This is a genomic window from Pseudomonas sp. (assembly GCF_030690725.1).
Taxonomy (GTDB): Bacteria; Pseudomonadota; Gammaproteobacteria; order Pseudomonadales; family Pseudomonadaceae; genus Aquipseudomonas.
The window spans coordinates 28,379-51,447 of record NZ_JAUYGD010000038.1 but is presented as its reverse complement, the minus strand read 5'-3'; the positions used below and the strand labels follow the sequence as shown (position 1 = coordinate 51,447).

The 23,069-nt window shown below is 61.2% G+C and carries 23 protein-coding genes and 4 tRNA genes; 15 read left to right on the top strand and 12 right to left on the bottom strand.

What is annotated here, in order from left to right; translation table 11 throughout:
* The first annotated feature begins 45 nt into the window (after positions 1-45).
* Positions 46-456 (top strand): PA2817 family protein, encoded by a 411-nt coding sequence (locus Q8O69_RS10015; RefSeq protein ID WP_305591738.1) that lies wholly within the window; start codon positions 46-48, stop codon positions 454-456.
* Between the two features lie 112 nt (positions 457-568).
* Here the strand turns inward: Q8O69_RS10015 and Q8O69_RS10010 are convergent.
* From Q8O69_RS10010 to Q8O69_RS09995, 4 genes are all read right to left on the bottom strand, one after another.
* Positions 569-644, bottom strand: a tRNA-Gly gene (locus Q8O69_RS10010).
* A 21-nt stretch (positions 645-665) separates the two neighbouring features.
* Positions 666-741 (bottom strand) — tRNA-Glu (locus Q8O69_RS10005).
* Positions 742-784: 43 nt separating this feature from the next.
* A tRNA-Gly gene (locus Q8O69_RS10000) sits at positions 785-860 on the bottom strand.
* Positions 861-898: 38 nt separating this feature from the next.
* Positions 899-974, bottom strand: a tRNA-Glu gene (locus tag Q8O69_RS09995).
* Positions 975-1,198: 224 nt separating this feature from the next.
* On the opposite strand from Q8O69_RS09995, the gene Q8O69_RS09990 reads away from it, so the two are divergent.
* Both Q8O69_RS09990 and Q8O69_RS09985 read left to right on the top strand, forming a co-directional pair.
* The gene (locus Q8O69_RS09990; protein ID WP_275961482.1) at positions 1,199-1,969 is read left to right on the top strand and encodes a hypothetical protein; all 771 of its coding nucleotides are present in this window, start codon (positions 1,199-1,201) and stop codon (positions 1,967-1,969) included.
* Between the two features lie 51 nt (positions 1,970-2,020).
* On the top strand, positions 2,021-2,683 hold the full coding sequence (locus tag Q8O69_RS09985; RefSeq protein WP_305591736.1) for a glutathione S-transferase family protein: 663 nt from the start codon (positions 2,021-2,023) through the stop codon (positions 2,681-2,683).
* 67 nt (positions 2,684-2,750) lie between these two features.
* On the opposite strand, the gene Q8O69_RS09980 is transcribed toward Q8O69_RS09985, so the two are convergent.
* Both Q8O69_RS09980 and Q8O69_RS09975 read right to left on the bottom strand, forming a co-directional pair.
* A complete protein-coding gene (locus Q8O69_RS09980; protein WP_305591734.1) occupies positions 2,751-3,233 on the bottom strand; it encodes a GAF domain-containing protein in 483 nt (160 codons plus the stop codon).
* A complete protein-coding gene (locus Q8O69_RS09975; RefSeq protein ID WP_305591732.1) occupies positions 3,226-4,119 on the bottom strand; it encodes an ATP-binding protein in 894 nt (297 codons plus the stop codon). Before Q8O69_RS09975 ends, Q8O69_RS09980 begins: the two co-directional genes overlap by 8 nt.
* Positions 4,120-4,218: 99 nt before the next feature.
* Between Q8O69_RS09975 and Q8O69_RS09970 the strand changes: the two genes are divergently transcribed.
* Entirely contained in the window at positions 4,219-6,531 is a 2,313-nt protein-coding gene (locus Q8O69_RS09970) for a response regulator (RefSeq protein ID WP_305591730.1), read from the top strand.
* Here the strand turns inward: Q8O69_RS09970 and Q8O69_RS09965 are convergent.
* The 3 genes from Q8O69_RS09965 to msrB form a co-directional block, all read right to left on the bottom strand.
* The gene (locus tag Q8O69_RS09965) at positions 6,507-6,980 is read right to left on the bottom strand and encodes a MarR family winged helix-turn-helix transcriptional regulator (RefSeq protein WP_305591728.1); all 474 of its coding nucleotides are present in this window, start codon (positions 6,978-6,980) and stop codon (positions 6,507-6,509) included. The genes Q8O69_RS09970 and Q8O69_RS09965 overlap by 25 nt on opposite strands.
* Entirely contained in the window at positions 6,977-7,462 is a 486-nt protein-coding gene (locus tag Q8O69_RS09960) for a glutathione peroxidase (protein WP_090387165.1), read from the bottom strand. The genes Q8O69_RS09965 and Q8O69_RS09960 overlap by 4 nt, the downstream gene beginning before the upstream one ends.
* Positions 7,463-7,572: 110 nt before the next feature.
* Positions 7,573-7,968 carry a peptide-methionine (R)-S-oxide reductase MsrB gene (gene msrB, locus Q8O69_RS09955; RefSeq protein WP_170048966.1) on the bottom strand — a complete coding sequence of 132 codons (396 nt, stop codon included), beginning with the start codon at positions 7,966-7,968 and terminating at the stop codon, positions 7,573-7,575.
* Between the two features lie 469 nt (positions 7,969-8,437).
* Between msrB and Q8O69_RS09950 the strand changes: the two genes are divergently transcribed.
* From Q8O69_RS09950 to htpX, 4 genes are all read left to right on the top strand, one after another.
* On the top strand, positions 8,438-9,649 hold the full coding sequence (locus tag Q8O69_RS09950) for a pyridoxal phosphate-dependent aminotransferase (RefSeq protein ID WP_305591725.1): 1,212 nt from the start codon (positions 8,438-8,440) through the stop codon (positions 9,647-9,649).
* Between the two features lie 12 nt (positions 9,650-9,661).
* Positions 9,662-10,405 (top strand): SDR family NAD(P)-dependent oxidoreductase, encoded by a 744-nt coding sequence (locus Q8O69_RS09945; RefSeq protein WP_305591723.1) that lies wholly within the window; start codon positions 9,662-9,664, stop codon positions 10,403-10,405.
* Positions 10,405-10,857 carry a hypothetical protein gene (locus Q8O69_RS09940; protein ID WP_305591721.1) on the top strand — a complete coding sequence of 151 codons (453 nt, stop codon included), beginning with the start codon at positions 10,405-10,407 and terminating at the stop codon, positions 10,855-10,857. Before Q8O69_RS09945 ends, Q8O69_RS09940 begins: the two co-directional genes overlap by 1 nt.
* Before the next feature lie 145 nt (positions 10,858-11,002).
* Positions 11,003-11,875, top strand: a complete 873-nt coding sequence (gene htpX, locus Q8O69_RS09935) for a protease HtpX (RefSeq protein WP_275961473.1) — start codon at positions 11,003-11,005, stop codon at positions 11,873-11,875.
* 53 nt (positions 11,876-11,928) lie between these two features.
* Here htpX and Q8O69_RS09930 read toward each other — a convergent pair whose 3' ends face one another.
* Entirely contained in the window at positions 11,929-12,585 is a 657-nt protein-coding gene (locus Q8O69_RS09930; protein ID WP_305591719.1) for a thiopurine S-methyltransferase, read from the bottom strand.
* A gap of 171 nt (positions 12,586-12,756) precedes the next feature.
* Between Q8O69_RS09930 and Q8O69_RS09925 the strand changes: the two genes are divergently transcribed.
* The gene (locus Q8O69_RS09925) at positions 12,757-13,527 is read left to right on the top strand and encodes a class III extradiol ring-cleavage dioxygenase (protein ID WP_305591717.1); all 771 of its coding nucleotides are present in this window, start codon (positions 12,757-12,759) and stop codon (positions 13,525-13,527) included.
* A 70-nt stretch (positions 13,528-13,597) separates the two neighbouring features.
* Here Q8O69_RS09925 and Q8O69_RS09920 read toward each other — a convergent pair whose 3' ends face one another.
* A complete protein-coding gene (locus Q8O69_RS09920) occupies positions 13,598-15,313 on the bottom strand; it encodes a DEAD/DEAH box helicase (protein WP_305591715.1) in 1,716 nt (571 codons plus the stop codon).
* Positions 15,314-15,645: 332 nt separating this feature from the next.
* Between Q8O69_RS09920 and Q8O69_RS09915 the strand changes: the two genes are divergently transcribed.
* The gene (locus Q8O69_RS09915; RefSeq protein ID WP_305591713.1) at positions 15,646-16,437 is read left to right on the top strand and encodes a crotonase/enoyl-CoA hydratase family protein; all 792 of its coding nucleotides are present in this window, start codon (positions 15,646-15,648) and stop codon (positions 16,435-16,437) included.
* Positions 16,438-16,570: 133 nt separating this feature from the next.
* On the opposite strand, the gene Q8O69_RS09910 is transcribed toward Q8O69_RS09915, so the two are convergent.
* Positions 16,571-17,344 carry a spermidine synthase gene (locus Q8O69_RS09910; RefSeq protein ID WP_275961468.1) on the bottom strand — a complete coding sequence of 258 codons (774 nt, stop codon included), beginning with the start codon at positions 17,342-17,344 and terminating at the stop codon, positions 16,571-16,573.
* Positions 17,345-17,507: 163 nt separating this feature from the next.
* On the opposite strand from Q8O69_RS09910, the gene Q8O69_RS09905 reads away from it, so the two are divergent.
* Genes Q8O69_RS09905 through Q8O69_RS09885 form a run of 5 tightly spaced genes read left to right on the top strand, consistent with a single transcriptional unit; the run spans position 17,508 to position 23,056 of the window.
* A complete protein-coding gene (locus tag Q8O69_RS09905; protein ID WP_305591711.1) occupies positions 17,508-18,848 on the top strand; it encodes an NAD(P)/FAD-dependent oxidoreductase in 1,341 nt (446 codons plus the stop codon).
* Complete coding sequence (locus Q8O69_RS09900) at positions 18,848-19,783, top strand: bile acid:sodium symporter family protein (protein ID WP_305591709.1); 936 nt, start codon at positions 18,848-18,850, stop codon at positions 19,781-19,783. Before Q8O69_RS09905 ends, Q8O69_RS09900 begins: the two co-directional genes overlap by 1 nt.
* On the top strand, positions 19,783-20,565 hold the full coding sequence (locus tag Q8O69_RS09895) for an SDR family NAD(P)-dependent oxidoreductase (protein WP_305591707.1): 783 nt from the start codon (positions 19,783-19,785) through the stop codon (positions 20,563-20,565). The genes Q8O69_RS09900 and Q8O69_RS09895 overlap by 1 nt, the downstream gene beginning before the upstream one ends.
* Positions 20,565-21,305 (top strand): sulfite exporter TauE/SafE family protein, encoded by a 741-nt coding sequence (locus Q8O69_RS09890; protein ID WP_305591705.1) that lies wholly within the window; start codon positions 20,565-20,567, stop codon positions 21,303-21,305. Before Q8O69_RS09895 ends, Q8O69_RS09890 begins: the two co-directional genes overlap by 1 nt.
* Positions 21,302-23,056, top strand: coding sequence for an amidohydrolase family protein (locus tag Q8O69_RS09885; RefSeq protein WP_305591703.1), 1,755 nt, complete (start codon positions 21,302-21,304; stop codon positions 23,054-23,056). The genes Q8O69_RS09890 and Q8O69_RS09885 overlap by 4 nt, the downstream gene beginning before the upstream one ends.
* Positions 23,057-23,069: the final 13 nt, after the last annotated feature.

Below are 23,069 nucleotides of genomic sequence, written 5' to 3'. Positions count from 1 at the left end.
GCGAGCCTTATACTTGCGCGCCCGTTTTACCTACAGGATTGCCCCATGGCCAACACTCACATCGACCATCACCTCGCCCTGCTGCAGCACCTGCGCACCATCCTGGTCGCCCTGGGCGAAGCCGAGCAGATTCTCGATGACAGCCACGCCATGTACCTGGAGCGCTACGACGAATTGCTCAGCGACCTGCCGAGCGATCCGGAAGCCAGCCTCTACCTGGGCCAGGACCTGATCAGCCAGATCTTCCAGCGCTACCCGCAAATCGCCCACCTGGTGCCGCGCGACCTGCTGTGGTTCTTCGGCGGCGACTGCCTGCACTTTATGCCGGACGAAGAAATCGAGATGTACCAGACCCTCGAAGAACGCCGCTTCTACGCCGAAGAAAACGACGAACCCTTCGACTGGAACCAGGAAAAGCAGCTGCTGACCATGCCCGCGCAAGGCGGCACACACTAAACCTCAGCCAGAAGCAAAAAAGCCCGCACGGCATAACCGGCGGGCTTTTTTTGTAGGCAATAAAAACAGCAGAAACAAAAACGCCGCTCAGTGAGCGGCGTTTTCGTTTATTTGGAGCGGGAAACGAGACTCGAACTCGCGACCCCGACCTTGGCAAGGTCGTGCTCTACCAACTGAGCTATTCCCGCAATACAGCTTGGTACTAAAAATGGCGTCCCCTAGGGGACTCGAACCCCTGTTACCGCCGTGAAAGGGCGGTGTCCTAGGCCACTAGACGAAGGGGACCTTGGAACTTGTCGGCTACCTGCCTAAGCAGACCACCTGAATCTGGAGCGGGAAACGAGACTCGAACTCGCGACCCCGACCTTGGCAAGGTCGTGCTCTACCAACTGAGCTATTCCCGCATACAACTTGGTTTTTTGCAGCACACTTCATTAAGAAGTGGCGTCCCCTAGGGGACTCGAACCCCTGTTACCGCCGTGAAAGGGCGGTGTCCTAGGCCACTAGACGAAGGGGACGCAGCCCGGAAACTACAACTTCTATCCGGCTTCTACACGTTTTGCCGTGAGGCATTGCGCTACGAAGTGGCGCGCATTCTATGGAGCCTTGCAAGGCCCGTCAACCTCTGTGTAAAAATTTTTATAAATCAAAGACTTCAGCTCCGAATGTGAGGCAGCCCTATCAGCCTCCCGGCTAAGGCACTACACTCGGACGAAAAACCGGTGATCGAGAGGCTGCACCCATGTCCCCACTCGTGATTACCATATTGATTGTTTCTGGCATCGTCGTTTTGATCGCCATTGCCTACATCAATCATATGGTCGAGAACAACAAACTGGAGAAGGCGCGCATCAAGGCCGACCTTAATGATCGCCTGCGCCGCTGCACCGATCTCGCCGAAGCCCTCCCCGGCCAACTGATGACGCCAGCACTGAAGCTGATGCTCAGCCGCCTGCAGTTGCACTTCAGTGAACGCATGCTGCCGCTGGACAAGGGCAATAACGCCCTCAAGGCGCGCATTGAAGAGCTGCGTAAGCTGATCGCCCAGGGCGAGTCGATTGCCGTAAACAACCCGCCGCAACCCATCCTCAATGAAGCCAAAGCTAAGGAAGTACGCTTCCAGCTGGAAAACCTCCATGGCCAGCTGACCCGCTGCGCCAAAGACGGGATTATCCCGACCAACGAGGCCAAGCATTGGCTGAAAGAAGTGCGCCATATGCTGACCCAGGTGCATATCGAGTTTTTCGGCAACCTAGGCCAACAGGCCCTGCAGCAAAACCAGCCAGGCCAGGCACGCCTGGCATTCGAGCGCGGCGTGCAGTACCTGCGCAAACAACCTGATCCAGCGCCTTACCAGAACGCCCTGAAGAAATTCGAAGAACAACTGGCGCGCGCCAATGCCATGGTTCTGGAAAGTAACAAGCCGACCACTGACCAAGCCAGCGAACTGGATGCCGGCCTGGAGTCGCTCGGCGGCGATGACGAATGGAAGAAGAAGAACATATACGACTAACCCCTCCAGCGCGCAGCTTGCGCGCTACCGCCCTGCCCACGAGTGCCGCACATGAGCCTGACCGTATACGGTGCCCCGCTGTCGCCCTTCGTCCGTAAAGTCCGTCTGTTTCTGGCTGAAAAGAACCTGGACTACCAGCTGGAAATCATCCTGCCGTTCGGCCAGCCAGCCTGGTACCGCGAGCTAAGCCCACTGGGGCGCATTCCGGCGATGAAGGATGGCGATTTCACCCTCGCCGACTCCAGCGTGATCTGCCAGTACCTGGACGACAAGCATCCAGATCGCCCTAGCCTGCTGGGCCAGAACGCCGAACAACGCGCACAGGTGCGCTGGCTGGAGAAATATGCCGACTATGAGCTGGCCCCGCTGTGCACCTTCAGCGTGTTTCGCAACCGCGCACTAAAACCCAGCATGGGCCAGAGCTGCGACGAAGCAGTCGTACAAAAAGCCCTGCAGGAAAAGCTACCCGCCCACTTCGACTACCTGGAACAGACCCTTGGTTCAGCTGCATACCTGGTCGGCGATAGCCTAACCCTGGCCGACCTGGCCCTGGCCTGCCAACTGATCAATATGCAGCATGGCGATGAGCAACTGGACGCACAGCGCTGGCCCAACCTGAGTGCGCACTATGCGCGAATCACTGCACGCGACTCGGTGCAGGCCGTATTGCCAGGCGAGCTGAAGATGCTCGCCAAGATGGCCGCCAAGGCCTGAATAATCGCTGGCCATCCAACAAAAAGCCCGGCGATTGCCGGGCTTTTTGCCTTGTTTTTAGCGCTGCTCAGCAATCGGTCAGTTCGACAAACACCTCGACCAGCCGCTCGATACCGGCCTGATCCACTGCACTAAAACGTGCCAATGACGGGCTGTCGAGATCCAGCACGCCAAGCATGCGGCCGTCCTTGAACAACGGCACCACCAGTTCGCTATTGGAAGCACTGTCGCAGGCGATATGCCCGGCAAATGCATGTACATCTTCAACGCGCTGAGTCTGCCCAGTGGCCGCTGCGGCGCCGCACACGCCGCGACCGAAGGGAATCCGCACACAGGCCACTTTGCCCTGGAACGGCCCGAGTACCAGCTCCTCACCACGGGCCAGGTAGAAACCCGCCCAGTTCAGGTCACTCAGCTCCTGAAACAGAAACGCCGAAAACTGCGCCGCATTGGCGATAAAATCGCGCTCACCCGCCAGCAGCGCCTGCAGTTGCGCCACCAGCAGTGGGTAGCCGTCGAGCCCCTGCCCGCTCTGTTGTAGATCAATCATCGTGCTTACTCAGTAGTTGCAGGCCCACCCAGTCACGGGCGAATTGATAGGCGCAGCGTCCGTTACGGTTGCCGCGGCCCAAGGCCCAGCGTATGGCGGCCTTTTCCAGCTCGTCGTGCCATTGCCAGGTCAGGCCGGCCTGTGCGGCGTGCACTCCGACCCAGTGGCGGACCACATCAAGAAAATGCTCCTGACTAAAGGGATAGAACGACAGCCACAGACCGAAGCGGTCGGACAACGCGATCTTGTCTTCCACCGCCTCGTTAGGGTGCAGCTCGCCATCGACTCGCTGCCAGTTTTCGTTATCGCTCTGCTTTTCCGGCAGCAGATGGCGACGGTTGGAAGTGGCATACAGCAACACATTGTCCGGTGCACGCTCCAGCGAACCATCCAGCACGGTCTTCAGCATGCGGTAGTCACCCTCGCCAGCCTCGAACGACAGGTCATCGCAAAACAGCACGAAGCGCTGCGGTAGCTCGCTCAGCTGTTCGACGATGCGCGGCAGATCGGCCAGATGATCACGTTCGATCTCAACCAGGCGCAATCCCGCCGCCGCATGTTCGGCCAGCAGAGCACGCACCAAGGATGATTTACCCGTGCCGCGCGCACCCCAGAGCAGGGCGTGGTTGGCCGGAAGACCCTGAATAAACTGCTGGGTATTGCGCGCCAACTGGGCACGCTGGCGATCCACGCCGATCAGATCGTCCAGATTTACATCCAGACTGAGCTGCAGCGGCGCCAAAAAGCCGCTGCGACCATCACGCTGCCAGCGGGCCGCTAGGCTCTGCTGCCAGTCGATAACCGGGCGCTGGGCCGGTAGTAATGGCTCCAGGCGCGCCAATACAGCCTCGGCGCGCAACAAAAAATCACTTAAACGCGAATCCACAACACACTCCAGGGTTTTCAGGCCGTTCTACCACTGCCGTCCGGCAAAACAGATGGGCTATGCTTGGCAGGCGATTCAACACGAGAACAACCGGCCCATATGGATATAGCGCTAACCCAACGCCTGTCATTCAAACAGGCCGGCTTGACCGTATTGGTAGCCTTTATCCTCGGCACGGCGCTCAGCTTTATTCAAGTGGGCATCGATTATGCCAGCGAAGATGCCTCCATCAACCGCGAGATTAACGCGCTGATGGAAATCAGCCACAACCCGGCTGCGCGCATCGCCTACAACATCGACGCCGAACTTGCCCAGGAACTGGTGCTCGGCCTGCTGCGTTCACCAGCGGTGATCAGCGCACAGATCATCGACAACAACCAGCTAACCCTGGCCAGCGTCAGCCGCCCGGCTCTGGAAAGTCGCTACCGGGTACTCAGCGACTTTATGTTCGGCAAACGCCGGCACTTCGAAACCGCGCTGTTCGTCAGCCACTCGCCCAGCGAAGCGCTCGGCAAGCTGAGCCTGGAAGTCGACACCTACGCCTTTGGCAGCCACTTTCTCAATCGCTCGCTGCTGACCCTGCTCACCGGCTTCGCCCGTAGTTTGCTGCTGTCGCTGATTCTGCTGGTGATGTTCTATTTCATGCTGACCAAGCCGCTCACCGGTTTTATCCGCGCCCTCAGCGAACGTGACCTGCGCAGCCCCAACAATGCCAAGCTGCCCTACCCGCCCAACCATGAGCGCGACGAGATCGGCGTGCTGGTCGATGTGACCAACCGCCAACTGAGCAGCATCGCCAGCGAAATCGAGCAGCGCCAGCAAGCCGAAGCCCGCCTGACCCGCTACCTGGCCGAACTGGAAGACATGGTCTCGGCGCGCACCGAGCAACTGGAGGCCGCCAACAGCCGCTTGCTCGACTCCAACCGTGAGCTGGAGCAGGCCAAACGCACAGCGCTGGACATGGCCCAAGCGCGTTCAGCCTTTCTGGCCAATATGAGCCACGAGATTCGCACCCCGCTCAACGGCCTGCTGGGCATGCTTGCGCTGTCGCTGGACGGCCCACTGAATAACGAACAGCGCCAACAGCTGTCGATTGCCCACGACTCCGGCAAGGTACTGGTCGAGCTGCTTAACGACATTCTCGACCTGTCGAAATTCGAGGCCGGACAGTTGGAACTGGAGCAGATCCCCTTCGACCTTGGCAGCATGGTCGAAGACACCGCCAACCTGCTGTCGCAAAACGCCGCACCCGGCGTCGAACTGACCTGCCTGATCGACCCACTGCTACCTAACCAGCTGCTCGGCGACCCGACGCGGGTCAGGCAGATTGTCAGCAACCTGCTGTCCAACGCCTTGAAGTTCACCCGCTTTGGCCGCGTCGATATCAGCGTCACTGCCCAGGCCGGCGGCGTCAGGATCATCGTGCGTGATACCGGCATCGGCATTGCCGAAGACGCCCAAGCGCGGATCTTCCATCCATTTGCCCAGGCTGGGGTTGGCATCACTCGGCAATTTGGCGGCACCGGCCTGGGCCTGGCCCTGACGCGCCGCCTCTGCGAAGCCATGCACGGCCAACTGAGCCTGGAGACACGGGAAGGTTTCGGCAGCACCTTCTGCGTCGACCTGCCGCTACCCGGCCAGACCAACGCTAAGCAGCTTCCCCTGTTGCACGGACACATTATCGGGCTCAGCCCCGCCAGTTCCGGGCTCAGTGAACAGCTGGCCAGCCTGCTGCCAAGCTGGGGCCTGCAGTATCAACACTTGGACGCCGACGCCGCGCTGGGCACGCTTGATGCCGACCTGCTGATCAGTGATTGCCCGCAGCGTTTGAATGAGCTGCGTACGCTCTGCAACCTGCCGATTCTGCTGGTCAGCGCCTACGGCAACTTTCTCAGCAGCGAGCAGGTGGAAAAACTTTCGCCTATCGAACAACTGGCCCGGCCGCTGTCACGCCAGGCACTGCTGCAGGCCTTACGCCGCACCCTCGGCCAGGGCGAGACGCATGCCGCCGAGCAACACAGCGAGCCGCAACGCAACCGCCAGGCGCGCGTACTGCTGGTGGAAGACAACCCGGTCAACCAGTTGGTGGCTAAAGGCATGCTAGGCAAGCTCGGCTGCGAGGTGCTGCTGGCCAATCACGGCGGCGAAGCCCTGACCCTGCTGGAAACCCAGGCGGTCGATCTGATTCTGATGGACTGCAATATGCCGGTCATGGATGGCTATGAAACCACCCGACGGATTCGCCAGAAAACCGAATTCGCCGAGCTACCGATCATCGCCCTGACAGCCAACGCGCTGTCCGATGAACGCGAGCGCTGCCGCGCTGCGGGAATGGACGACTACTTGGCCAAGCCCTTCCGCAAGGATGAGCTGGCGGCCCTGCTCGATCAGTGGTTAAGCACCATAAACTGATCAAGAAGCACACCGACCTGGCTACGCAACGCGGCAACCTGATCGAGATCAATCCCGCGCTCGCACAGCAGCTGGCTTTTCAGCGGCAACACCTGCTCACGCAAGGCGCAGCCGGCCGGGGTCAGCGCCAGGTGCACCTCACGCTCATCACTGACCGAACGCTTACGCAGCAGCAAGCCTTGCAGCTCCAGGCGCTTGAGCAACGGCGTTAGCGTGCCGGAATCCAGCAGCAAGCGCTCACCCAGGGCCTTAACCGTCGGCAAGACCGGCGGTTGTTGCTGCCACTCCCACAGCACCAGCATGGCCAGGTACTGCGGGTAGGTCAGGCCGAGCTGATCGAGCATCGGCTTGTAAGCGCGGATCACCGCCCGTGAAGCGGCGTAGAGCTTGAAACACAGCTGGTTGTCCAGCTGCAGCCCGTCATCCGCGTGCAGACTGGCCTGGGTCATTTCAGCAGTGCTTCGATCTCGGCAGTCAGGTCTTCAGGCTTGGTGGTCGGGGCGAAACGCTTGATCACCGTGCCATCGGCACTCAGCAGAAACTTGGTGAAGTTCCACTTGATGCCCTGGCTACCGAGCAGGCCCGGCGCGCTCTTCTTCAGGTTGACGAACAGCGGGTGGGCATCACTGCCATTTACATCGACTTTCTTGAACAGCGGGAAGCTCACGCCGAAGTTCAGCTCGCAGAACTCGCTGATCGCACCCTCATCGCCCGGCTCCTGCTTGCCAAACTGGTTGCAAGGGAAACCCAGCACCACCAGGCCCTGGTCCTTGTACTGCTGCCAGACGTTCTCCAGGCCCTTGTACTGCGGGGTGAAACCGCACTTGCTGGCGGTGTTGACCACCAACACGGCCTTGCCGCCGAAATCGGCCAGGGTCTTCTGCTCGCCCTTGATGGTAGTAACCGGAATATCGAAGAGTGCGTTGCTCATGCTGGTCATCCTGAGGAGTGGGAATGGACGCAAGATAGCGAGCAATTAAATTGCATGCAATTTAATTGCTGCTAAATAAGGCCCGCTGATAGCGGGCCTGTGCAATGGCATTAAGCCTTCGGCACCAGCTTAAGCGATGCCGAGTTGATGCAATAACGCAGCCCCGTCGGCGCCGGCCCATCTGGGAACACATGCCCCAGGTGAGCATCGCACTTGGCGCATTTGACTTCTATACGGTGCATGCCGTGATTGAAGTCATCCAGACTGGCGATGGCCTCGCTGCTGACCGGCTGAAAATAACTCGGCCAACCGCTGCCAGAGTCGTACTTGGCATCCGAGTCGAACAGTTCGGCCTGGCAGCAGGCGCAGTGGTAAATACCCGGCACCTTGCTGTCGTGATACTGCCCGGTAAAGGCGCGCTCGGTGCCGCCCAGGCGGCAGACGTGAAACTGTTCCTCGGAAAGCTCTTCGCGCCAGGCTTCCAGGGGTTTTTCCAGCTTGTCCATGGTCACAATCCTCAATAAAAACGCCAAAACGATATTCAACATCACGTGACAACGACCCAGCGGGAGCCACGACGGCGCACAGGGTGGCGGCCATGGATGGCACACCACAAAAACGCCGGGAGCGTTTTTGCGCGCAAGCCCCGAAGGGGTGAAGCACATGGATGTGCTGAGCACAAAAAAGCCCGACCAGTACCTTTGCCAAGGTCGGGCTGCCACGTATCATTCGATCCCAGTCTGTCACCGGCGTTACAACCTGCCAAGGCTCGTCAGATCGCGTCTTTTTGCAGAGTAATTCAGAGGGTGTTTACAAAAGTAGCGAGCGATGGCCAGGCAAGGCGAAAGCAGCCGAAAAAGCGGAGTGTACAAGTTGTACATGAGCATTTTGAGGCTGCTTTCAACGCTGCATGGTCGAGTGCAGTAATTTGTAAACACCCTCTCAGCGGCGTTCCACCATTCGGGATCACTTAATATGCAGTTCAGCAAATCGAACAAGCTCGCCAACGTCTGTTACGACATCCGCGGGCCGGTGCTCAAGCACGCCAAGCGCCTGGAAGAGGAAGGCCATCGCATCCTCAAGCTGAATATCGGCAACCCGGCACCGTTCGGTTTCGAAGCGCCTGAGGAAATCCTTCAGGACGTGATCCGCAATCTGCCTACAGCCCAGGGCTACAGCGACTCCAAGGGCTTGTTCAGCGCGCGCAAGGCGGTGATGCAGTACTACCAGCAGAAGCAGGTGGAAGGCGTCGGCATCGAGGATATCTACCTCGGCAACGGCGTGTCCGAGCTGATAGTGATGGCCATGCAGGCGCTGCTGAATAACGGCGATGAAGTGCTGATCCCGGCACCCGATTATCCGCTGTGGACCGCCTCCGTAGCCTTGGCCGGCGGCAAGCCGGTGCATTACCTGTGCGATGAGCAGGCCGGCTGGTTCCCCGATATCGCCGACATGCGCGCCAAAATCACGCCGAATACCAAGGCCCTGGTGCTGATCAACCCGAACAACCCCACCGGCGCGGTGTATTCCAAAGAAGTGCTGCTGGATATCGTCGAACTGGCGCGCCAGCACAACCTGGTGCTGTTCTCCGACGAAATCTACGACAAGATCCTCTACGACGATGCCGTGCATATCTGCACCGCCTCCCTGGCCCCGGACGTGCTCTGCCTGACCTTCAACGGCCTGTCCAAGTCCTACCGCGTGGCGGGTTTCCGCTCAGGCTGGGTGGCGATTTCCGGGCCCAAGCACCGCGCCCAGAGCTATATCGAAGGCATCGACATCCTCGCCAACATGCGCCTGTGCGCCAACGTGCCGAGCCAGCATGCAATCCAGACCGCACTGGGCGGCTACCAGAGCATCAATGACCTGGTGCTGCCGCAAGGCCGTCTGCTGGAGCAGCGCAACCGTACCTGGGAGCTGCTCAACGACATCCCCGGGGTCAGCTGCGTCAAACCAATGGGCGCGCTGTATGCCTTCCCGAAGATCGACCCGAAGGTCTGTCCGATCCATAACGACGAGAAGTTCGTGCTGGATCTGCTGCTCTCGGAAAAACTGCTGATCGTTCAGGGCACCGCGTTCAACTGGCCGTGGCCAGATCACTTCCGCGTGGTCACCCTGCCGCGCGTGGATGAGCTGGAAATGGCCATCGGCCGCATCGGCAGCTTCCTCAAGACTTACCAACAGTAATCGGAGCAAGCCATGAGCCAGGGCAAACGCTATCTGCTGACCGGCGCCAGTTCTGGCATCGGCGCCGCCCTGGCCCGCGAGTTGGCGGCCAAGGGTTACGACCTGGCGCTGGCCGCACGCCGCGAAGACAGCCTGCATCTGCTGGCCGCCGAGCTACAGGCGCGCTTTCAGCGCAAGGTAGTGGTGCTGCCGCTGGATGTGACCGACTACGACGCTTGCCAGGATGCCGTGGGTCTGGCCGCTAATGCCCTCGGCGGGCTGGACGGGATTATCGCCAACGCAGGCATCGCCCTGACCGGTAAAGCCGGCGGTGGCCACTTCAAGCGCGCCCGACTGACCGTGGAAACCAATCTGATAGGCGCAATTGCCTGCCTGGATGCCGCCTGTGCGCTGTTTCGCCAGCAAGGCCACGGCCATCTGGTTGCCGTCGCCTCAGTCGCCGGCAAACGCGGCCTGCCACATACGGCGGCCTATTCGGCGAGCAAGGCCGGCCTGATCAGCTATATGGAAGCAACCCGCGCCGAGCTGCTGGGCAAGAACATCGACACCACCCTGCTGCTGCCGGGCTTTATCGACACGCCACTGAACAGCGACATGGCCAGCCGGCCATTCCTGATTGGCGTGGAACGCGGCGCGGCGCTGATCGCCAAGCACATCGACAAACGCCGTGTCAGCGCCTACGTGCCTGGCTGGCCTTGGGCGCTGCTGGGCCGCGTGCTGCCTTACCTTCCAACCTCAATGATTGGCAAATTCTGATGGACCTGCAGATCGACGACTTCTACAAGGATGCCGCCGCCGGCATGCTGACCCTGTACCAGGCGTTTCCGAGCAAATCAGCACTGTATGTCGAAGACCTGATCGGCCGTGAAGAGCCCGACGAATTCGGCCTGCCCACGCCACGTCATCAAAGCTGCTTAGGCGCCCTGCTGTGGCTGGCCGAGGAAGGCTATATCCGCTTCGACTCCACCATCGGCTACGACGCCCTGGATCAAGCCGTACTCAGCGAAAAGGGCTTTCTACGCCTGACTCGCGGCGTACCCCATGCCCTGCGCGAGGGTGATGCCTTACCGCCTAGCGTGCGCCGCGTGCACGCCACGCTGGCCTTTCAGCTGCGCGAAGCACTGGGCCAACGGCATGGCGAACGCGTTGCCCGCCTCACCCGCCTGCTGTTCGAATCCAACCTAAACGGCGCAAGCGACATAGTTTGAAATAGTCGCCAGGTTGAAGTGCCGGGGGGTGCGCCCTTATATAGCCGTCATAACCAATAGTGGCCGTTGAAAAATCAGGCGAAGCAGCCAAAACAGGGTTTTCAGCGGCCTGATAGATGTTTCCCGTGAGGAGTCTCAATACACCATGATGCGCATTATGCTGTTCCTGGCCACCAACGTTGCGGTGTTGATCATCGCCAGCATCACCCTGAAGTTGCTCGGGGTCGACCGCTTTACCGGCCAGAACTATGGCAGCCTGCTGGTTTTCTGCGCCGTGTTCGGTTTCGCCGGTTCGCTGATTTCGCTGTTCCTGTCCAAGTGGATGGCGAAGATGAGCACCAAGACCGAAATCATCACCCAGCCACGCACCCGTCACGAACAGTGGCTGCTGCAGACCGTAGAAGAGCTATCCCGCGAAGCCGGGATCAAGATGCCGGAAGTCGGTATCTTCCCGGCCTATGAGTCCAACGCTTTCGCCACCGGCTGGAACAAGAACGACGCCCTGGTAGCGGTCAGCCAAGGCCTGTTGGAGCGTTTCTCGCCTGACGAAGTACGCGCCGTACTGGCACACGAAATCGGCCACGTGGCCAACGGTGACATGGTCACCCTGGCGCTGATCCAGGGCGTGGTGAATACCTTCGTGATGTTCTTCGCGCGGATCTTCGGCAACTTCGTCGACAAGGTGATCCTGAAAAACGAAGACGGCCCAGGCATTGGCTACTTCGTAGCGACCATCTTTGCCGAGCTTGTTCTGGGCATCCTGGCCAGCATCATCGTTATGTGGTTCTCGCGTAAGCGCGAATTCAAGGCCGATGAAGCCGGTGCCCGCCTGGCTGGCACTGGCGCGATGATCGCTGCCCTGCAGCGCCTGCGCGCCGAGCAGGAAGTGCCGGTCACCATGCCTAACAGCCTGACCGCCTTCGGCATCAACGGCGGCCTGAAGGGCGGCCTGGCTGGCCTGCTGATGACCCACCCGCCACTGGAAGTGCGTATCGAAGCCCTGCGTCAACGCGGCTAAGTACAACGCAGACGAAAAAGGCGGCCCACGGGCCGCCTTTTTCTTTTCCGGCTTCAGGCCTTACACAAGCGATAGACGCGCTCATCCAGGCGCTCAAGGCCGCGCTTGAGGAACTTCCAGTTGTCGCCCAGCACATCGCCGCACGCCAGTTCCTCTAACTGCCAATCGGGCGTAAACAGCCGCTGCACCTCGTCATTCGTCACAGCGAAGGGCGGCCCGTCCATCTGCGCCTGGTCATAATCCAGGCTCACCAGTAACCCCTGGCAGCCGCTGGGTAGAATCTTCGCCAGGTGCGCCACATAACGAGCGCGCATCTCTGGCGGCAATGCAATCAGTGCAGCGCGGTCATACAGTGCGGTGCAGCCGGCAAGCTGCTGAGCCGTCAGGGCAAAGAAATCACCGCAGTAGATCTCCACAGTGCCAGCCCGATACAGCCTGAAAGCACCCACTTCGCTGACCTCCGGCTGCAGCTTATGCTCGGCGAAGAAGTCCTCCACCGCACGCTGCGCCAGCTCAACACCGACCACCTGATAGCCCTGCCCCGCCAACCAGGCCAGGTCCAGGCTCTTGCCACACAGCGGCACCAGCACCCGCGCACCTTCCGGCAAACCCAGCGCCGGCCAGTGCTGCTGCAGGTAAGGATTGACCTCAGGCAGATGAAAGCCGATTTCACTGCTCGCCCAACGCGCCTGCCAGAATTCTGCGTGCATACCGCCTCCTGTAAATAATCAACTGAGGATCGTGCCGCAACGCGGCCAATAAGGCCAAGGGATTCCGCCTGCACCAACCCATCTATTAAAACGATCAAAACACCTTAGCTTTTGCGCTTTTATGCACAGATTGGCTGATAGAAGATGCAAGGAATCCATCAGGAGTCTGCCATGTCACTGCCCAGCCTGTTTATCTCCCACGGCTCACCCATGCTGGCCCTGCAACCCGGCGCCAGCGGCCCTACCCTGGCTCGCCTAGCCAGCCAACTGCCCAAGCCGCGCGCCATTGTGGTGGTTTCGGCGCACTGGGAAAGCCACGAGCTGCGGGTCGGCAGCGCGGCGCAACCGCGAACCTGGCATGACTTTGGCGGTTTTCCTGCCGAGCTCTATCAAGTGCAATACCCGGCGCCCGGCAACCCAACGCTGGCGGCGGACATACTCCAACTGCTGGCCGCCGCCAACCTGCCAGCGCAGCTCGACGCCGAGCGCCCGCTGGATCACGGCGTCTGGGTGCCGCTGTCGCTGATGTACCCGCAAGCCGATATACCCGTGGTGCAGGTCTCCCTGCCCAGCCAGCAGGGCCCAGCCTTGCAACGTCAGGTCGGCAAGGCCCTGGCCAGCTTGCGCACGCAAGGCGTGCTACTGATTGGCTCCGGCAGCATCACCCATAACCTTGGCGAACTGGACTGGCACGCAGACCCGGATGTCATCGAGCCCTGGGCACAGGCGTTTCGCGACTGGATCGTAGAGAAGCTGACTGAGCAGGATCACGCCGCTCTGCAGGACTACCGCCGACAAGCGCCCTTTGCGGTGCGCAACCACCCCAGCGACGAGCACCTGCTACCACTGTTCTTCGCCGAGGGCGCAGGCGAGCAATTCAAGGTCGAGCACAGCGGCTTTACCCTAGGCGCACTGGGCATGGATATCTACAGCTTCACTTAAGCCATACGCCCGACAAACAGCAGGAATAAAAAAGCCCCGCACTAGGCGGGGCTTTTTATTCAACGAAGCATCAATCTTCGCGATAACGACGCAGCTTCAGTGGCTTGCCACCGACGCGGGTGTCTTTCAGCTTGGTCAGCAGACGCTCAAGGCCTTCTTCTGGCAGCTCGACCAGGCTGAAGCTCTCGCGCACCTGGATGCGGCCAATGGCTTCGCGGACCAGGCCGCCTTCGTTGAGGATCGCGCCGAGCAGGTTCTTCGCCGCGATACCGTCGCGAGCGCCCAGGGCGGTACGGCAACGGGCACGGCCTTCGGCCAATGGCACCGGAGCACGACGCTCACGGCTGCCTTCGCGATCAGGACGCTCAGGACGATCACTGCGCTCGCTACGTTCACGTGGGCCATTGCTATTCGGTACCAGCGGCTGGTCACGCTCGACTTCAGCCAGGGTCAGCGCTTGGCCATTGGTGGCCTTGCGCAGCAGGGCTGCGGCCAGGGCACGCGGGCTGCAACCGATGTCGGCAGTCAGACGATCAAGCAGATCACCGTGGCTGGCTTCGGCATCAGCAACCAGCGGAGCCAGGCTGTTGGTGAGCTTCTTGATACGTGCGTCCAGCACCTGCTTGGCGTCTGGCAGCTTGACTTCACCGACCTTCTGCCCAGTTACACGCTCGATCACTTGCAGCATGCGGCGCTCACGTGGAGTCACCAGCAGCAGGGCGCGACCGGTACGACCGGCACGACCAGTACGGCCGATACGGTGTACGTAGGATTCTGGATCGTACGGCATGTCCACGTTCATCACGTGGGTGATGCGTGGCACGTCGAGGCCGCGGGCGGCAACGTCGGTGGCGATCACGATGTCCAGACGACCATCTTTCAGCGAGTCGATAACGCGCTCACGCTGGTTCTGTGCGATGTCGCCGTTCAGTGCAGCAGCCTTGTAGCCCTTGGCTTCCAGCGCGGCGGCCAGGTCCAGGGTGGCTTGTTTGGTGCGGACGAAACCGATCAGCGCGTCGAACTCTTCGACTTCCAGCAGACGCAGTACGGCGGCGTGCTTCTGGTCGGCGTGAACCATCAGATGCACCTGCTCGATGGCAGTTACAGTCTGGGTCTTGGTTTCGATCTTGACGTGCTTGGGGTCACGCAGGTGTTTTTCAGCGATGGCACGGATCGAGTGCGGCAGAGTGGCGGAGAACAGCACGCTCTGACGGCTTTCCGGCATGGCTTTGAAGATGACTTCGAGGTCATCCATAAAGCCCAGCTTGAGCATCTCGTCGGCTTCGTCGAGGACCAGGTGCTGAATGGTCGACAGCACTTTCTCGTCGCGACGCAGGTGGTCAACCAGACGACCTGGAGTGGCCACAACAATCTGTGCGCCATTGCGGATGGCTTTAAGCTGCGGGCCCATTGGCGCGCCGCCGTAAACGGCGATAACACTGACGCCCGGCATTTGCTTGGCGTAGGTTTCAAAAGCGGTGGCAACCTGCAGCGCCAGCTCACGAGTCGGAGCCAGGATCAGCGCTTGTGGCTGACGCTTGGCCGGGTCGATGCGGCTGAGGATTGGCAGAGCGAAGGCAGCGGTTTTACCGGTACCGGTCTGCGCCTGGCCGATCATGTCGTGGCCGGCGAGAATTACTGGAATCGCTTGAATCTGAATAGCCGAAGGCTCTTCATAGCCAGTGGCAATTACAGCAGCGAGAACATTGGGATGTAGATCGAGAGCGGCGAAGCCGCCGATTTCCTGGGTCATGGGTCTGCCTCTAGTGCATCCGCAAAGACCCATGTTCCAAAGCTGCGCATGCCGTGTAAGACCCGAAAGTCACCCTGGCAGCCATGTCGGCGGGGATTTGCGAAAACGTGTGATAAATGAATCGTCAAGGATAGTCCGCAAAACGGACTAACTGCCAAAGTAAACCTTCGGGCGAGTTGTACTACCTGAACGTGGCCAAGAATTGACCGGCGCGCACTATACCGGAAAACCTGGCCAAATGTACTGGTTTTTCCTGAAATAGAGCATATAGCACGCCGGATGGTCATCCTCTGATAGCCTGCAACTGCCATGCTGTAACGGCTTCACGCCCCAGTTTACTAACCTGCGCACAAGGACTCCCCGCCATGACCCAAAGCACCAGCGGCCGCGTCAGCCGTGAAAAACGCGGCCAGATCATGTTGATCGGCCTGGACCGAGCGAGCAAACGCAACGCCTTCGATATGCCCATGCTCGACGACATGTGCCTGGCCTACGGCGAGTTCGAGCGCGACAGCGAAGCGCGGGTGGCGCTGGTATTTGCCCATGGCGAACACTTCACCGCCGGGCTGGACCTGGCCAATGTGGCCGCGCAGTTTGCCGCTGGCTGGAAGATTCCTGAAGGCGGCTGCGACCCCTGGGGCGTATTCGGCGGGCCGCGAGTGAGCAAGCCGGTGATCGTCGCCGCGCAAGGCTACTGCTACACCATAGGTATCGAGCTGATGCTGGCTTCGGATATCAACCTGTGCGCCAGCAATACCCGCTTCGCCCAGATGGAAGTGCAACGCGGGATCTTCCCGTTTGGCGGCGCCACCTTGCGCATGCATCAGACCGCCGGCTGGGGCAACGCCATGCGCTGGCTGCTGACCGGCGATGAGTTCGATGCTCACGAAGCCTATCGCCTGGGCTTTATCCAGGAGGTGGTGGCCAGCGAAGAGCTGCTGCCCAAGGCGCTATGGCTCGCCGAACGCATTGCCGCGCAGGCGCCACTGGGCGTGCAAGCGACTCTGGCTTCGGCGCGCCAGGCTGTGGTCGAAGGCCCGGCAGCCGCAGCCGCCAGCCTGCATCCAACCGTGACCCGTCTGATGGCCAGTGAAGATGCTAAGGAGGGTGTCAAAGCCATGTTGGAACGCCGGCCAGGCGACTTTAAAGGACGTTGAGCCTCGCTACGCGGTCAGGGCATTTGCTTTCGATGTTTGGGTTATAAACCTGTAGGAGCGGCCCATGGCCGCGATACCACGACTCGCGGGCATGGCCCGCTCCTACAAGCCAAGACAAGAATGCATGACTTGATCAGGTCGCCGGACGCACCGCTTTAATCAACGACTCCAGCGAATAACCGAACTGCGGCGCCAGTAGCTCATTACGGCGGCGCAGTTCGGCAAAGTCGATTTCCTGGTCCAAATCCGCCGGCACCAGCAACACCACGTTGCCCTCCTTTACCGGACACTCCCAGTAATGCCGATGGTAGAGGCCGCGCAACAGCGGCGCGCCCAGCGGCTTGCCGTCGTTACCGGCCCACTGGTTGATAATCAACCAGCCACCGGGGTTAAGCTGCTTCTGGCAGTTTTCCAGAAAGCGCCAGGCCAGATGCCCAGTTGCCGGGCCATGGTCGGTATACAGGTCGACAAACAGCAGGTCGGTCTTTTCCGCGCTTTCCAGCAGCTCCAGGGCATCGCCGATGCGGATGGTCAGGCGCGGGTCATCGACCAGGCCCATATGCTCCATGGCCAAGCGCGGCACATCAGCGCGCAGCTCGATCACTTCGACATCTTCCAAGGGCAGAAAGCGCAGGCAGGCCTGGGTCAGGTTGCCGGCACCGAGGCCAAGAAACAGCGCGCTTTCTGGATGTTCATGGCACAGCGCGCCAAGCAGCATGGCGCGGGTGTAGTCGTACTCCAGCCAGCTGGGGTCCGGCATATACACGCAGCTCTGCTCAATCGCCTCGCCGAATTCGAGAAAGCGGTAAGCGCCCATTTCGACTACCTGGATCACCCCGAAGGCATCGTGCACTTCGGCGATCAACAGCGGGTCCGGCATCTGCCCAACCGGGGGTAAACCTGGCATCCACCACTCTCCACCGTGACATCCCCGACCATTTCGGCCAGAGGAAAGGCGCTAATTGTCATTGAGGCACCCTCCCCTGGTCACGCGATAATTTGCCGCAGTCGGGGGCGCCGAGTTTATCGTTCTGCGACTACAACAATAAAAACGATTATCGAGGTTTGCCATGTACGCCATTATCGGTGCCGGCCCCATGGGGCTGTGTACAGCACGTCAACTGCACAAGCACGGCATCGACTTTGTCGGTTTCGAACTGCACGCGGATGTCGGCGGCCTGTGGGACATCGATAATCCGCACAGCACCATGTACGACTCGGCGCACCTGATTTCCTCCAAGGGCACCACCCAGTTCAGCGAATTCCCGATGCGCGACGAAGTGGCGCCTTACCCGCATCACAGCGAGATGCGCCGTTATTTCCGCGACTACGCCAAATATTTTGGGCTGTATGCGCACTACCAGTTCAATACCCGCGTGGTGGAAATCCAGCGCTTGGACAAAGGCTGGAAGCTGATCAGCGAGTACGACGGCGTACAGCGTGAATGGCTGTTCGACGGCGTGTTGATGGCCAACGGCACCCTGCACACGCCCAATCAGCCGGCGCTACCCGGCACGTTTACCGGCGAGCTGATGCATTCCAGCGACTACCGCTCGGCAGCGGTGTTCGACGGTAAGCGCGTGCTGGTGATCGGCTGCGGCAACTCGGCTTGCGATATCGCCGTGGACGCCGTACACCGCGCCGCCTCGGTGGACCTGTCAGTGCGCCGTGGCTATTACTTCCTGCCCAAATTCACCCTGGGCCGGCCGACCGATACCCTCGGCGGTGCGATCAAGCTGCCGCGCCCGCTCAAGCAATTTCTCGACGGCCTGCTGGTGCGCGCGCTGGTCGGCAAACCGTCGCAATACGGCCTTCCCGACCCGGACTACAAGCTCTACGAGTCGCACCCGGTGATGAACTCCCTGGTGCTGCATTACCTCGGCCATGGCGATATCCAGGCACGCCGCGATATCGCCAAGGTGGAAGAGAAACTCGTCACCTTTAGCGATGGCGAACAGGCCGAGTACGACCTGATTCTGCAAGGCACCGGCTACAAGCTCGATTACCCCTTTATCGACCGTGCGCACCTTAACTGGCCGAACAACGCCGGAGCGCCGCAGCTGTACCTCAACGTGTTCCACCCCGAGTATGACGACCTGTTTATGTTGGGCATGGTCGAAGCTTCGGGCCTCGGCTGGCAGGGCCGCGACGAGCAGGCCGAGCTGGTGGCGCTGTATATCAAGGGCCTGCAGGCTGGCAGCCAAGCGGCCAGGGACTTCCAGGCACTCAAACGCGAACGAGCGAGCATGCGCATGGACGGCGGCTACCAATACCTGCAACTGGAGCGCATGGCCTACTACGTGCACAAGGACAGCTATCGTCAAAGCATCGCGCAGCACAGCAATAGCCTGCGCGCCGGCCTGGCTGCGCTGCCCGCTACCGCCAGCCGCACTGTTGAAGGAAGCCTGTGATGGAGCCGGTGAATATCCAGTTCGACCCCAGCAGCCTGGTGCTGATCAACGTCATCGTCGCGGTGATGATGTTTGGCGTCTCGCTGGAGCTGCGCCTGGATGACTTCAAACGTATCGTCCGCGAGCCCAAGGCGCCGCTGATTGGCCTGTTCGCGCAATTTGTCCTGCTCCCGGCGCTGACCTGTCTGGCCTGCTGGGCGCTGCGCATCGAGCCGATGCTGGCCCTGGGCATGATGCTAGTCGCGGCCTGCCCCGGCGGCAGCTTCTCCAACATCATGACCTGGATGGCCCGTGGCAACGTCGCGGTATCGGTGAGCATGACTGCAGTATCCAGCCTCGCCGCCAGTGTGCTGACGCCGCTGAACTTCGGTTTTTATGCCTGGCTTAATCCGCTGACCCGCCCGCTGCTGACTGAAATCGCCATGGACCCAATCAGTTTGCTACTGCTAGTGCTGCTGGTGCTCGGCCTGCCGTTGATCGCCGGCATGTGGATCGGCCGGCGTTTTCCCAGCCTGTCACTCAAGGTGGAAAAGTCGCTGCGGATCTTTGCCCTGCTGGTGATGCTGGCCTTCGTCACCCTGGCCTTTAGCCGCAACTTCGACCAGTTTATCGCGCACTTCCATCTGTTCTTCTGGCTGGTGGTGGCGCACAACGCCCTGGCGTTGGCGGTGGGTTACGGCTGCGCGCGGCTTTCCGGGCTGCCGGCAGCAGATCGCCGGGCGATCACCCTGGAGGTGGGCATCCAGAACTCGGCCCTGGGCCTGGTGATCGTTTTCACCTTCTTCCCGCAGGCCAGCGGCATGTTGCTGATCGCCGCGTTCTGGGGCTGCTGGCACTTGGTCAGCGGCCTGACCCTGGCATTTATCTGGTCGCGCCGCGCGCCCATCGCCGCTTCACCCGCCCCTGCGGCACTGGCTAACGCTGGAGAAAAATAATGCACACCGTAATGATCACCGGGGCCGCCAGCGGCCTCGGCTGGGAACTTGCGCGCGCCTATCACGGCCAAGGCTGCAATCTGCTGCTCACCGATATCAATGCAGACGGCCTGACCGCGCGGGTGAATGAACTGGGCGCCGAGCGGGTAATCGGGCTGGCCGGCGATATCACCGACCCGCACCTGCATCAGCAATTGCTGCAAACCTGCAGCGAGCGCTTCGGCCGCCTAGATGTGCTGATCAACAACGCCGGCATCACCCACCGCTCACCGGCCATGCAGACAGACCCTGCGGTGCTGCGCAAAGTCATGGCCGTCGACTATCAGGCCCCCGTAGAGCTGACCCTGAGCGCCCTACCGCTGCTGCGCCAAAGCCGTGGGCAGATCATTGCCATCGGCTCCATGGCCGGATGGATGCCGGTGCTGGGTCGCGCCGGTTATTGCGCGGCGAAAAGCGCCCTCGGCCAGTTCTTCGAGGTGCTGCGCGCCGAGGCCGCCCGCGACGGCATCAAGATGCTGCTGGTGTACCCAAGCTTTCTCGACACGCCCATCGAACAGAACGCCCTTGGCGGCGACGGCAAGCAGGCGCAACACGGCCGCTCGACCATCGGCCAGGTACGTGGTGCCGACTGGATGGCCGCGCAGATTCTTGAGGCTCAAGTGCAAGGCCGCGAGCGCCTGTTCCCCGACCGTGGCAGCTGGCTGGCCAGCCTGCTCTGGCGAGTCGCCCCCAGTTTCTACTACCGCAAGATGAGCGCGCGCTTCGCCGGGGAGATGGGCTGATGGAGCTTATCTGGCTGGCCCTCGCCGGTTTTATCCTGCTGGCGTACACCCTGGAGGCGATCACCGGTTTCGGCAGCATCGTGATTGCCCTGTCACTGGGCGCCCTGTTACTGCCCATCGATCAGCTGCTGCCAGTGCTGGTGCCGCTGAATATCTGCATGACCGGTTACCTGGTCTGGCGGCATCGGCAGATGATCGACCGCCGCCTGCTATTGGGCATGATCCTGCCCGGCATGCTGCTCGGTACCGCTCTCGGCTATGCCCTGCTGCCCTTCCTCGACGCCGCCCTGGCCAAGCGCCTGTTCGGCGCACTGGTGCTGTGGTTTGCCGCCCGCGAGCTGTGGCGCCTGCGTCATGCAGCAATGCAGCCCGTACGGCCCATGTGGCTCAGCCGCCTGCTCAGCCTGTGCGCCGGCGTCAGCCACGGTCTGTTTGCCTCCGGCGGCCCGCTGCTGGTATTCGCCCTGGCCGGTACGCAATTAGACAAGGCACGCCTGCGCGCCACCCTGGTCAGCGTCTGGTTCACCTTGAACAGCCTGTTGACGGTGGCCTTTCTACTCGACGGCCGTCTGCTGCCCGCGCTGCCGCAAGTCGCCAGTTACGCCCCGCTGCTACTGATCGGCGTGTGGCTGGGTGAGCGCCTGCACCAGCGCTTCAACGAACAGCATTTCCGCATTGCCATCTACCTGTTGCTGCTGGTCACCGGCGGCCTGCTGCTCGCGCCCTGGAGTCTGCTATGAGCCACGACATCATTATCAAGAACGGCCTGTACTTCGACGGCAGTAACCAGCCAGGGCAGCTGCGGCATATCGGCATCAAGGACGGACGCATTGATGTGCTGAGCCTCAGCCCACTGGATGAAAGCGGCTGCCCCGAGGTGCTGGATGCGGCCGGCAAGTGGGTGACGCCGGGCTTTCTGGAAATCCACTCGCACTACGATGCCGAAGTGATCGCCGCCCCAGCATTGAAGGAATCGGTGCGCCACGGCGTGACCAGCGTGACCATTGGCTCCTGCTCGATCAGCATGGTGTTGGCCGATGCAGAAGACTGCTCGGACCTGTTCACCCGCGTCGAAGCGGTGCCGCGTGAATACGTGCTGCCGATCCTGCAGGAGAAGAAGACCTGGCGCGACGCCGCCGGCTACCGCGCGTTCTATGATCAGCAGCCGCTGGGGCCGAACGTCAGCTCCTTCCTTGGCCACTCCGAACTGCGCGTGGCGGTGATGGGCCTGGAACGCGCCACCCGCAAGATCAAACCGACTGAAGCTGAACTTGCGCGCATGGAGCAACTGCTGGAAGAGGCGCTGGACGCCGGCTGCATCGGCCTGTCGGTGATGACCACGCGCCTGGACAAGATGGACGGCGACCGCGCCTGGTCCAGCCCGCTACCGTCGACCTTCGCCAGCTGGACCGAGTTCTCGCGCCTGTTCGCCGTGCTGCGCCGGCGTGGCGCAGTGCTGCAGGGTGCGCCGGACGCGGTGACCAAGGTCAACGTATTCGCCTTCCTCTACCAGGCCCACGGCTGGCTGCGCAAACCTCTGAAGTGCTCGATGCTCACCGCCCTGGACCTGAAATCCCAGCCGCTGCTGCATCGTTTCACCCGTCTATCCGGTTGGCTGGCCAACCGCGTGCTGCGCGGCCACTTCCGCTGGCAGACCCTGCCGGCGCCCTTCACCCTGCGCCTTGAAGGCCTCAACGTGAACGCCTTCGAAGAGTTCGGCGCTGGCGAGATCCTGCGCAATATCAAGGACCCGGACGAGCTGTATGCCAAGGTGCTGGAGCCGGAGTTCCGCGCCCTGTTCAAGAAGCAGGTCAAGGCCATCCTCACCAAAGGCCTGTGGCACCGCGACTTCTCCGATTGCTGGGTAAGCGAATGCCCGGACGCCAGCCTGGTCGGCAAGAACTTCAAGCAGCTCGGCGCTGCACGGGGTCTAGACCCGGTGGACGCCTACTTCGAGCTGGCCTGCCAGTACCGCGAAGCGCTGAAGTGGACCACCTGCTACGGCAACCAGCGCGAGGCGGTGATGCACAAGCTGCTCTCCAGCCCCTGGACCCAGCCGGGCTTCGCCGACTCCGGCGCGCACCTGCGTTCCATCGCCCAGTACAACTTCCCGCTGCGCTTCCTTAAATACGTGCGTGACGCCGAACTGGCCGGCACGCCATTTATGGAGCTGGGCCGCGCCATCCACCGCCTGAGCGGCGAGCTGGCGGACTTTATCGGCGTGGATGCCGGCTATATCCGCGTCGGCGACCGTGCCGACCTGGTGATCGTCAACCCGGCCGGGCTGACCGATGAGCTGGACGCTATCCATGAAGCGCCAATGGAGGTGCTGGGCCTGGAGCGCGTGGTCAAACGCAACGACGCGGCGGTGGATGCAACCCTGATCAACGGCCGCATCGCCTACCGCCGTGGCAGTGAGTTCCCTGAGGCACTGGGCAAGCAGCAGGGTTTCGGTCGCTTCCTCTCGAGCCGCGATGTAACGCCACGCTGATAATGTAGCCGGA